The sequence below is a fragment of the Pseudomonas sp. Sample_9 genome (assembly GCF_004307535.1).
GTDB lineage: Bacteria > Pseudomonadota > Gammaproteobacteria > Pseudomonadales > Pseudomonadaceae > Aquipseudomonas > Aquipseudomonas mercuritolerans.
The window spans coordinates 67,660-78,793 of record NZ_RAZO01000296.1; the positions used below are offsets into that span (position 1 = coordinate 67,660).

Annotated in this window: 8 protein-coding genes and 2 pseudogenes; 8 read left to right on the forward strand and 2 right to left on the reverse strand. The window is 62.2% G+C overall.

Features of this window, described 5'->3' with window-relative positions; genetic code table 11:
- From D6877_RS16420 to D6877_RS16430, 3 genes and pseudogenes are all read left to right on the forward strand, one after another.
- Nucleotides 1-284, forward strand: a pseudogene (locus D6877_RS16420) (SAM-dependent methyltransferase); the annotation flags it as partial.
- A gap of 141 nt (nt 285-425) precedes the next feature.
- Nucleotides 426-1,610 carry a DUF3142 domain-containing protein gene (locus tag D6877_RS16425; protein ID WP_130911462.1) on the forward strand — a complete coding sequence of 395 codons (1,185 nt, stop codon included), beginning with the start codon at nt 426-428 and terminating at the stop codon, nt 1,608-1,610.
- Nucleotides 1,597-3,732, forward strand: coding sequence for a hypothetical protein (locus D6877_RS16430; RefSeq protein WP_130911463.1), 2,136 nt, complete (start codon nt 1,597-1,599; stop codon nt 3,730-3,732). Before D6877_RS16425 ends, D6877_RS16430 begins: the two co-directional genes overlap by 14 nt.
- On the opposite strand, the gene D6877_RS16435 is transcribed toward D6877_RS16430, so the two are convergent.
- Complete coding sequence (locus D6877_RS16435; protein WP_130911464.1) at nt 3,729-4,358, reverse strand: LysE family translocator; 630 nt, start codon at nt 4,356-4,358, stop codon at nt 3,729-3,731. The two genes, D6877_RS16430 and D6877_RS16435, sit on opposite strands and share 4 nt — an antisense overlap.
- A gap of 145 nt (nt 4,359-4,503) precedes the next feature.
- Between D6877_RS16435 and D6877_RS16440 the strand changes: the two genes are divergently transcribed.
- Nucleotides 4,504-4,977 (forward strand): Lrp/AsnC family transcriptional regulator, encoded by a 474-nt coding sequence (locus D6877_RS16440; RefSeq protein WP_041476556.1) that lies wholly within the window; start codon nt 4,504-4,506, stop codon nt 4,975-4,977.
- 98 nt (nt 4,978-5,075) lie between these two features.
- Here D6877_RS16440 and lpdA read toward each other — a convergent pair whose 3' ends face one another.
- Nucleotides 5,076-6,476, reverse strand: a complete 1,401-nt coding sequence (lpdA, locus tag D6877_RS16445; protein WP_130911465.1) for a dihydrolipoyl dehydrogenase — start codon at nt 6,474-6,476, stop codon at nt 5,076-5,078.
- Between the two features lie 202 nt (nt 6,477-6,678).
- Between lpdA and D6877_RS16450 the strand changes: the two genes are divergently transcribed.
- The 4 genes and pseudogenes from D6877_RS16450 to D6877_RS16465 form a co-directional block, all read left to right on the forward strand.
- The gene (locus tag D6877_RS16450) at nt 6,679-8,640 is read left to right on the forward strand and encodes a protease modulator HflK (protein WP_130911466.1); all 1,962 of its coding nucleotides are present in this window, start codon (nt 6,679-6,681) and stop codon (nt 8,638-8,640) included.
- Complete coding sequence (locus tag D6877_RS16455; RefSeq protein WP_130911467.1) at nt 8,637-9,677, forward strand: protease modulator HflC; 1,041 nt, start codon at nt 8,637-8,639, stop codon at nt 9,675-9,677. The genes D6877_RS16450 and D6877_RS16455 overlap by 4 nt, the downstream gene beginning before the upstream one ends.
- Nucleotides 9,674-10,723, forward strand: a complete 1,050-nt coding sequence (locus D6877_RS16460) for a protease modulator HflK (RefSeq protein WP_130911468.1) — start codon at nt 9,674-9,676, stop codon at nt 10,721-10,723. Before D6877_RS16455 ends, D6877_RS16460 begins: the two co-directional genes overlap by 4 nt.
- Nucleotides 10,720-11,134 (forward strand): annotated as a pseudogene (locus D6877_RS16465) (cation-transporting P-type ATPase); the annotation flags it as partial. The gene D6877_RS16460 and the pseudogene D6877_RS16465, both read left to right, overlap by 4 nt.

Genomic DNA, 11,134 nt, shown 5'->3' on the forward strand with positions numbered 1-11,134 from the left:
TACGCATCATCAGCGAAGACCAGTTCAAGGCCATGGTCAGCGAGGCCGGGCTGGAAATCGTCAGCCACAGTCAATATGGCTTCTACTGGTCGATGTGGATGATGCTGTTCTGGGAGGCCAAGGTCGAGTTCAGCAACCCCGATCACCCGATGCTCGAGCACTGGGCCAACACCTGGCAAGCGGTGCTGGATTCCCCGCGCGGTGCGCAAATCAAGCAGGCGCTGGATGCGGTGGTGGCCAAGAGTCAGGTGATCATCGCGCGCAAACCTGCGGCATCCCTGTAGGCGCTGCAGTACGCTGCGATCTTTTGATCTGGAGTCTTGAAGCAAGATCAAGATCAAAAGATCGCAGCCTCGTTTCACTCGTCAGCTCCTACGCGGTTTTTGTGTAACCTTGCGGCCTGTGGTCTCGGGGATTTTCCAGGTATGCGGTTTATTGCGGGTCTGTTTCTCGGCGTGTTGCTTGCGGGGTGCGAGCAACCCGTCGCGCCTCCACTCGACCAGCAACTCTATGTCTGGCAACGCCAGTGGACGTCTGCGCATGAATTGGCATTGCGCGACAGTCGTCACGACTTCTCGACACTGCGCGTGCTGGCATTGCAGGCCTTTCCCGGCGAGCGGTGGAGCAGGGCGCGGGTTGATCCAGACTTGTTGAAAGCGGATGGCCGCCCTTTGATTGCAGTGATTCGCCTTGATGGCCAGTTACAGTCGCTGGATCAGCAGCAGGTCACCGCGCAGATTCTCCAGGTCATTGCCGATTGGCAAGCGCAAGGCCTCACGCTGAACGGTATCGAAATCGACCACGATGCCGGCAACGCACGGCTGCCCGCGTACGCTGAATTCCTCAAACATTTGCGCACGGCCTTGCCGCCATCGTTGCCTTTGAGCATCACCGCGCTGCCGGCCTGGCTCGATAGCGCGCAGTTGCCGGCGCTGTTGCAAAGCGTCGACAGCAGCGTGCTGCAAGTCCACGCCGTGAGCGATCCGCGACTGGGTCTGTTTGATCCCGAGCAGGCGTTGAAGTGGGCCAAGGCCTGGGCACGCATCAGCGACAAACCGTTCTATCTGGCGCTGCCGGCCTACGGCGTTGCGCTGTTGGACGCTGACGGCGGCGCGCCCGTGGTGGAAAGCGAAGTGCAACTGGAGCGCGGCGGGCAGCGCCGGGAGTTGCTCGCCGATCCGCTGCAACTCGGCGAACTGAGCCAGACCTTGCGTGAGGATCCGCCCGAGCATCTGGCTGGATTGATCTGGTTTCGCCTGCCGCTGGCCAACGATCTTCGCGCCTGGAGCCTGACTACTTTGCGCGCAGTGGCTCGCGGCGATGTGCTGAACAGTCAGTTGCGCCTGTCATTCAAAGAGCAGGGCGGTCTCTATGACATCCAGCTCGAAAACCGCGGCAATCTCGACAGCCCGTGGCCCGCGCAAATCTCGCTGAAGGCGCGGGATTGTGCAGGCGCCGATGCGCTCGCCGGTTACTCGTTGCAACAAAGTGCCAATCTGCTTACCTTCACCCGCCTGCGTGACGGTCGCTTGCCGGCGGGCGGACAGCGCGCTGTCGGTTGGGCGCGTTGTGCACATATTGATCAAGGAGGTTCGCATGTTGACCCGTAACTGGCCCCGCCATCTGCTTTGCCTGAGCCTCAGCCTGCCGCTGGGTTCGGCGCTGGCCTGCGGCCCGGACTTTCCGATGCGCCTGCTCGACAATCGCGCGCAGACCTTGGCCGATTTGCCCGAAGGCAGTTTCAGCTTCGAAGTCAGTCGCCTCGGTAAAACCATTGCCGGGCTGAAAAACGTTACTGCGGCGACCCACAACCCCAACGATTATGCCGAAGACAACGCGGCTCAGCTCGCGCGGGAACAGGCTGAGCAGGTTGGCCTGAGCGCCGAGCAATACGCTGTGATCAAGCAACTGCGCGGGCTCAGCGATGCACGTCAGGCCGAGGAGCAGGGCGCCGGTCTGCCGGCGGAAATCCGTTTGTACGTCGCCGGCGCGGTGGCCTTTGCCACCGGCGATCATCAATTGGCCACGGAGTATTTCAACAAGGTGCTGGCGCTGCCGGCAGAGCAGCGTCCGTTGCGCAGCACCTGGGCTGCGTATTCCCTGGGGCGCATCGCTTTTGCCATGAGCAGTGAGGCGCACGACCGCATCGAAGCGCTGGAGCAGGCGCGGGATGCCTTTCGTCAGGCCCGGCAACTGAGCATCGACGGCTTCAGCGATCCGCTGGAACTGGGCGTTGCCAGCCTTGGTGAGGAGGCGCGGGTGTTGCGCAGCGCGGGCGACTGGAGCGGCGCCATCGAATTGTACGAAGCACAGAACCTGCACGGTTCGGCCGTCGGTTACACCTCGCTCAAGCAACTGATGAACGAACTGGCCGAATTGCCGGAATCTCAGTTGGCCAAACTGCTGCAGCAGCCAGCAGTGCAGCAACTGGTCACGGCATCGCTGGTCAGCCGTCAGGGCTGGTCATTTGGTGAGCAGCCGCCGAATGAAAAGAAACTCGTCACACTCCTGCAAAACAGCACCCGTGGCAGCCTCGACAATGCCGATCGACTGGCGGCGATGAGTTATCAACAGGGCGACTACGCGTCCGCCAAGGCGTTTCTTGAGAATGCCGGGGACGGCGGGCTGGCCTGGTGGCTGCGGGCAAAACTGGCGGTGCGTGACGGCGACACGACTGCTGCTGCCGCCGCCTACGCCAAAGCCGCCCAGGCCTTTCCGCAGAATGAAGACTGGGGTTATCGCCGCACGCCGGACTGGGCGTTTGAAACGGTGCAGCCAAAATGCCGGGTCGAGGGCGAAAGCGCGATCCTGGCGCTGCAACGCGGCGAATACCTGCAAGCGTTCGTGCAGCTGTATCGCAGCAACAGCCTTTACTGGTTCGATGCCGCCACCGTTGCCGAGCGGGTGCTGACGGTCGATGAGCTCAAGCAGTACGTCGATGAGAACGTGCCGGCGCCGCCGCCGTTGACGCAGCAGGAGCGCGACAACTATGTGCCGCTGTCGGTGGCCGCCAATCTGCGCAATCTGCTCGGTCGGCGCCTGCTGCGTGAGGGGCGTTACGAGGAAGCGGTCGCTTATTTCGCCAGTGACGATCTTCAGCACAAGGCCCGGCTGTATGGCGAGCAACGGCTCAAGGCCGAGTCGGCGTGGTGGCCGAGCAAACGCGCCAGTGCCTTGTACAATGCCGCGTGGACGGCTCGTGATTGGGGCATGGACATCCTCGGTTATGAGATGGCCCCTGATTACGCCACCTTCGGCGGCAACTACACGCTGGAGAGCACGAAGCTGGATGTCGGCCCGCTGATTTCAGCGGCGGAAGTGCAGCGCCAGCAGGCCAGCGCCGCGCAACCGGATCAGCGTTATCACTATCGTTTTGTCGCCACGGCACTGGCCGGTCGCGCCGCCGATAACCTGCCGCACACCAGTCAGGCATTTGCCGCCGTGTTGTGCAACGCCGCCGGCTGGAACAGCAGCCTTGAAGACCAGAGTGCGCTGTATCAGCGCTACGTCAAGGAAGGCCCTTACGTAACGTGGGCGGCGGACTTTGGCCATCAATGCCCGTATCCGGATTTTGAGAATGCCGACAAGCGCTACGTCACCCAGGTGACCGATGCCGTGCGTGAAACGCTGCGGCCGTACAAGTGGCCGGTGCAGATCGGCGCGGTCATCCTGGTCGCTGTTGCTGCGTTACTGCTGATCACCCGCCGTCAGCGCAAGGTGCGCAAAGGCTAGGCCTGTTGAATGAAGCTCAGGCGTACGGCGAAGCCAATCAACAGGCTGCCGAACAGCCATTGCTGAACGCGCTGGGCGGTTGGACTGTGTTGCAGCCAACGGCCCAGTGCCGCGCCGGTCATGGCGACAACACTGTCGAACAGCAGGCCGATGCAGACCAGCACCAGGCCGAGCACGGCGAACTGTGTCAGCACCGGCGCGCCGCCGCTGACGATAAACTGTGGCAACAGCACCGAGCAGAACAGCAACGCCTTGGGATTGAGCAGGTTGGTCAGCAAACCGCGCCGGATCGCATCGCGCCACTGGCCGTGGGCGGGTGCCTGCTCGTGGGTTTGCAGGCTCGGCACCAGCGAGTTGCGAAAACACTGGATACCGATCCACAACAGATAGGCCGCGCCAGCGATGCGTACCACATCGAATGTCCACGGCGCGGTTTTGAACAACGCCGCCAGCCCCAATGCCGCCAGTGCCACGTGGCAGGCGCGGGCGATGGCCAGGCCCAGCGCGGTGGCCAGCGCCGCAGCTCGACCTTGCCGCGCACCGGTTTGCAACAGCAGGATCATGTCCGGTCCCGGCAGTAGCAGAACCACAGCCAGCGTCAGGATAAACAGCCACAGACTTGCCACATCACACCCCTTTTTGATGTCGATTTGCTCGGGCCAGTCTAGAGCGAGAGAGCAGGGCAGGTGCTTGCGTAGTCGGCTTCAAACCGTGGCAGTTTTGGCATAACCTGCTGGCTTTACAGCCTGTAACTATCGGGATCTGCCAAAGATGAAACTCGACGCCTATGACCGCAAGATCCTCGCCGCGCTGCAACGCAACGGGCGCCTGAGCAATGTCGAGCTGGCGGAAGAAATCGGCCTGTCGGCTTCGCCGTGTCTGCGCCGGGTGCGCATGCTGGAAGAGGCGGGGGTGATCCGAGGCTACCAGGCCAATCTGGATCGCGATGAAGTCGGGCTGGGGCTGACGGTGTTTGTCGGGGTCAAGGTCGAGCGGCACAACGAAGAACGCGCCGAGGCTTTTTATGCCGCTGTTACTGCGCTGCCTGAGGTGGTCTCAGCGTTTCTGGTGTCCGGCGAATCGGACTTTTTGTTGCAGGTAGTGGTGCCTGACTTGCGCGCTTATGACCGCTTTGTCAGCGGCCATCTGCTCAAGCTTCCGGGTGTGAGCGATATTCGCAGCAACTTTGCCATCCACACGGTGAAAGCGCCGGGGGCGTTGCCGTTAGGCCATCTGCCGCTGTAGACCGGGTGGCGCCATTCGCGAGCAGGCTCGCTCCCACGGGGGAACGCATTCCAAAGTGGGAGCGAGCCTGCTCGCGAAGACGGCGGCAAGGTTTGAACCTACATCTGCGTCGCCATTCCCTCGACATTCATCGCCGCCTGACGCAACGCTTCCGAACGCGTCGGGTGCGGATGGCAGGTCAGGGCAATGTCCTCGGCCGAGGCGCTGAACTCCATCGCCACACAGAATTCGCCGATCATCTCGCTCACGCTCGGCCCGACCAGGTGCACGCCAAGCACTTCGTCCGTGCGCTCGTCGGCGAGGACTTTGGCAAAGCCTTCTGTCTCGTGATTGATCTTCGCCCGGCTGTTGGCGGTGAAGGGAAACTTGCCGACCTTGTAGGCGCGGCCCTCGGCCTTGAGCTGTTCTTCGGTCTGGCCGACGCTGGCCAGCTCCGGCTGGGTGTAGATGACGTTGGGGATCAGCGCGTAATTGACCTCGCCGGCCTTGCCCTGGATCTGCTCGACGCAGGCCATGGCCTCGTCTTCTGCCTTGTGCGCGAGCATCGGCCCGGACGTGACGTCGCCGATCACCCAGACCCCGGCGGCTTCGGTGCGATGCTGTTTGTTGGCGAGCATGCCGCGTTTGTCGGTACTCAGGCCGACGTTCTCCAGCCCCAAGCCCTGGGTGTACGGCCGGCGCCCGATGGCTACCAACACATAGTCGGCTTCGATCAGCTCAGCCGTGCCACCGGCGGCAGGCTCGACGCTAAGCTGCACGCCTGTGGCGGAGCTGGTGGCACTGGTGACCTTCGAGCTCAGTTTGAAGGCGATGCCTTGCTTGCTCAGCGCGCGCTGCAAGGTCTTGCCGGCCTCGCCATCGACGCCGGGGCAGATACGATCAAGGTATTCGACCACGGTGACCTGCGCGCCGAGTCGCCGCCACACCGAACCCAGCTCCAGGCCGATCACCCCGGCACCAATGACCACCAGATGTTTGGGTACTTCACTCAATGACAGCGCGCCGGTGGAATCGAGGATGCGCTGGTTGTCGATCTCGACGCCGGGCAGGGGAGTGGGCTCGGAACCGGTGGCGATGATGATGTCCTTGGCGCTGAGCTCGCTCTTGTTGCCTTGAGCGTCGGTCACCGTCACTTTGCCCGGGCCGTCGATGTGACCCCAACCCTTGATCCAGTCGACCTTGTTCTTGCGAAACAGAAACTCGATGCCCTTGGTCAGGCCGGCGACGCTTTCGTCCTTCTGCTTCATCATCTGCGCAAGGTTCAGCTTCGGTTCGACCTCGATGCCGAGATTGGCGAACTCCTTACCCACCGCAGCGGCGTACAGCTCTGAGGCGTGCAACAAGGCCTTGGACGGCATGCAACCAACGTTCAGGCAGGTGCCGCCGAGGGTCGCACGTCCTTCGACGCAAGCGGCCTTGAGCCCGAGCTGGCCCGCGCGGATCGCTGCGTTATAACCGCCGGGGCCGCCGCCCAGAATCACCACGTCATAGTTGCTCATGCGCTTGCTCCAGATTGCTCTATGGGGGATAGCCAAGATTAGTCGCGATAAAAATTACGTGCGTAATATGAGCGTTGTCGGACATTTCGGTCAAGGCTTCAGGCAAGCGACAGCTGCGGCGACTTTGAATAAAGGCAATTGTGTACGAATATTTCACAGTCTCTGTTATATCGTAACGCTAAGACTATTTCGCCGGGGTGTTATGCAAGTCGATCTTGAGTTGGACGCCACGCCAGTCACCGGGCTGCCGCGCTTTCAGCAGGCAGCCGCGCAGTCACGCAAATTGCGTCGGTTGGCGTATGGACTCGGCGCAGTGGCCGCGTCGGGCTGGGTGCTGGCGTTTTTTGTCGGCCTGTTTGTGCCGCAATCCCTGTGGTTGCCGTTGTTGGTCAATCAGAGCGCGGCGTTGCTGGTGCTGGTCGCCGGTCTGCAATCGGCCTGGTGGGTGACGCAGTGGCGCGCGCGGGTGATGCATCCGCCCGCTTCGCAATCGACCGTCGTGGAGGAGGGCGCCGCAGCCGAGGGCTGGTACGAAAGGCTGCTGGAGCGATTGAGTCAGCAGAGCCGCCATCTGCTGGGGCACATCGGCGCGCCGACGTTGTGGCTCGGCGGCTGGGCGTTGCTGGTTCTGCTTGGTATTGAGCAGGTGTGGAATCTCACGTTGCCTGCGGCGGCCTTGGGGCTGTCGGCGAGCATCGGTGCAGCATTGGCGTTGTTGCTGGCGTTTGCCCTGCTGGTGCTGGAGCGGCACCTGGCGCAGGAACCGCCGGCGCAATGGCCGGAAGCGGCTACGCTGGCGCAACTGACCCGGGTGGTGATCATCACCCTGTTGATCGGTGCGCTGTGTCTGTTGTTTGCCAGCGAAAACGCAGTCTGGCCGGTACGCGTGGCGGTGCTCAGCGCAGTCCTGCCAATGTTGGTTGCCGTCGAACTGCTGTTGCGCGCGTTACTGTCTGTCTTCAGCCCGCGGCGTGAGCAACTGGAACCGACCCTGCTGGCGCGCAGTTTTATCGCCGATATGCTGCGCTGGCCGCCGCAGCCGTGGCTGGCGTTGCAGCATGAAATGCACAATCGGTTCGGCATCGATCTGCGCCAGATCTGGGCGTTCAGTTACATGCGCCGGGCTTTGTTACCCGTGTTGGCAGTGGTGGCACTGAGCGGTTGGCTGCTGACCGGCGTACATGAAATTTCCCTGCAAGGTCGCGGCATCTACGAGCGCTTCGGTAAACCGAAACAGGTTTTCGGCCCAGGTTTGCACGTCGGATTACCTTGGCCGTTGGGGCGTGTGCTGAGCGTTGAGAACGGCGTAGTCCACGAACTGGCAACCAGCGTCGGCGATAAGCCAGTCGCTATGCAGTCCGATTCAGCTGAAGGCCCGGCGCCGCTGACCGCCAACCGTTTGTGGGACGCCAGCCACGTCAACGACAAATCCCAGGTCATCGCCAGCCGCCGCGGCGCGCAACAGGGCCTGCAAATTGTCAACATGGACGTGCGCTTCGTTTATCGCATCGGTTTGAACGACGAAGCGGCACTTGCCGCGACCTACAACAGCGCTGATGTACCGACGCTGATTCGCAGCACCGCCAGCCGCATCCTGGTTCACGATTTTGCCTCGCGCACCCTCGACGGTCTGCTCGGCGATGACAGGGCAGGGCTGGCTGAGGAAATCGGTCGCGCAGTGCAAAATGATCTGAACACATTGAACAGTGGCGTGGAAATCCTCGCCACAGTTGTCGAAGCGATTCATCCACCGGCCGGCGCGGCGAATGCCTATCACAGTGTGCAAGCGGCGCAGATCGGCGCGCAGGCGTTGATCGCTCGCGAACGCGGGGCGGCTGCGCAGGCCAGTAATGAAGCGCAGTTGCAGGCGAGCACGGCGCGCGACCGGGCAACGGCAAACGCACGGGAGATCAATGCCGCCGCGCAAGCCGCCGACCTGAAATTCAGCGCCGAACAGAAAGCCTTCGCCAGTGCCGGCCAAGCCTTCGTGCTGGAGCAATATCTCAGCCAGCTCAGTCAGGGCTTGAGTAAGGCCAGGTTGCTGGTGCTCGACCGTCGACTCGGCGGCAGTGCGCATGCGCCAACCATCGATCTGCGAACTTTTACGTTGCCGGCTGATCCGTCGCCCGCCCGTACCACCGCTCAACCAGGAGCCACCCATTGAGCCAGTCGCCTGTTCATGACGTTCACGACCACAGCGGCCACGACCACGGCCACGGCGGGCATCACCATCATGGTCATCATCACCATCACGGCGATCCGCAAGAGGCCGGGCCATTTCCATGGCGGCGTATGGGCTGGGCTGCGTTGCTGGTGGCGTTTGCCATTGCCGCCGCAAGTCTGGTGCAAGTGCGCTCCGGTGAAGCCACGGTCATCACCCGTTTCGGTAATCCTTCGCGGGTATTGCTTGATCCCGGTTTGAGCTGGCGCTGGCCGGCACCGTTCGAAGCGGCAATCCCGGTGGACCTGCGTCTACGTACCACCTCAAGTGGTTTGCAGGACGTCGGCACCAAGGACGGTTTGCGCATCATCGTTCAGGCCTACGTCGCGTGGCAGGTGCAGGGTGATCCTGAACACGTGCAGCGTTTCATGCGTGCCGTGCAGAATCAGCCGGACGAAGCGGCGCGGCAGATTCGCACTTTTGTCGGCTCGGCACTGGAGACCACGGCCAGCAGTTTCGACCTGGCCAATCTGGTCAACACTGATGCCAAACAAGTGCGCATCGCTGGTTTTGAAGCGCAGTTGCGTCAGCAGATCGATCAACAGTTGCTTGCTACTTATGGCGTGCGCGTGGTGCAGGTCGGTATCGAGCGGCTGACTTTGCCCTCGGTCACGCTCAGCGCCACGGTCGACCGCATGCGCGCCGAGCGTGAAACCATTGCTACCGAACGCACGGCTGTTGGCAAACGCGAGGCGGCGCAAATCCGCTCCGCCGCCGAGCGCGATGCGCGGATCGTCCAGGCCGATGCGACGGTGAGAGCCGCCGATATCGAAGCACAGTCACGGGTCGAGGCTGCGCAGATTTATGGTCGCGCCTACGCCAGTTCGCCGCAGCTGTACAACCTGCTGCGCTCGCTCGATACCCTCGGCACCATCGTCACGCCGGAAACCAAACTGATTCTGCGCACCGATGCCGCGCCGTTCCGCGTGCTCGTCGATGGCCCGCCGAACCTCGACAGCAAGCCCGGATCGCAGCCATGAATAAAGAAGTTCCACGTGGAACACATGCGTTGAACAGTCCGTGGATTCAGGCGGGACGTCTTACATTCATCTCTCTGTATGCGATCACCGTGTTGGCGGCGCTGGCATGGGCGTTCTCCAATGTGCGGCAGATCGATCCACAGAACCGCGCCGTGGTGCTGCACTTCGGCGCGCTGGATCGCGTTCAGAGTGCTGGACTGTTATGGGCTTGGCCGCAACCTTTTGAGCAGGTAGTTCTATTGCCGGCGGCGGACCGGGTGATCGAGCGTCGGGTGGAAAATCCGTTGCGCAGTGACGAAGCTCTGAAGGCTGATCGGGTGGCGTCTTTCGCCACTCCGTTGAGCGATGCACTCGCCGGATCTGGTTATTTATTGACCGGTGACGCCGGTGTAGTGCAACTGGACGTGCGAGTGTTTTACCAAGTCTCCGATCCCTACGAATTCGTATTGCAAGGCGAGCATGTGCTGCCGGCACTTGATCGGTTGGTGACGCGCAGCGCTGTAGCGCTGACTGCCGCGCGCGATCTCGACACCATTCTGGTCGCGCGTCCGGAACTGATCGGCGCCGACAATCAGGCGGCCGAGCGTCGTGAGCGATTGCGCGGTGATCTGGTGCAAGGCATCAACGCGCGACTCGCTGAACTGAAGGCAAGCGGGCAAGGCATCGGCATCGAGGTGTCGCGGGTGGATGTGCAATCAAGTCTGCCGGAGCCGGCGGTCAGTGCCTTCAACGCGGTTCTGACCGCCAGTCAGCAAGCCGATAAGGCGGTGGCCAATGCGCGTACCGAGGCGGAAAAACTCACTCAAGCTGCCAACGAACAGGGTGACCGCACCCTGCAAGTGGCTCACGCGCAGGCAGGCGAGCGTCTTGCAAAAGCCTCGGCCGATACCGCAACCGTCACGAGTCTGGCCAAGTCTGCCGACCCGCAAATGCTCCTGCGTCTGTATCGCGAACGCCTGCCGAAAATTCTCGGTCAGGCCGGGTCGGTCACCACCGTCAACCCGAAGGACGATTCCCGGTTGATCATCCAAGGAGCCACTCAATGATGGCGAACACCGCTGCTCCAGGTTTGTTGTCCTCGGCCGAACAACGCCGTGCCGCGCGCCAGTTGACCCTGGCGATGCTTGCGCTCGGACTGCTGGGTCTGGGCTTGCTCTGGCGCTGGATACTTCCGGAGCAAACCGGGGTCAGCCAATTGCTGCTCGGTTTCGCCTCGTTGCTGGTGGCGGTCCCGGTGATCCGTTCGGCGTGGTACAGCCTGCGTTATCCGAGCCTGCACGGCATCACCGATCAGTTGATCGCGCTGGCCATGCTCGGTGCGTGGGCGACCGGCGATCTGCTCACCGCCGCGTTGTTGCCTATCATCATGATCTTCGGCCATGTGCTCGAGGAGCGCAGCGTCATCGGCTCCCAGGAAGCGATCAATGCGCTTGGCCAGTTGACCCGCAGCCATGCGC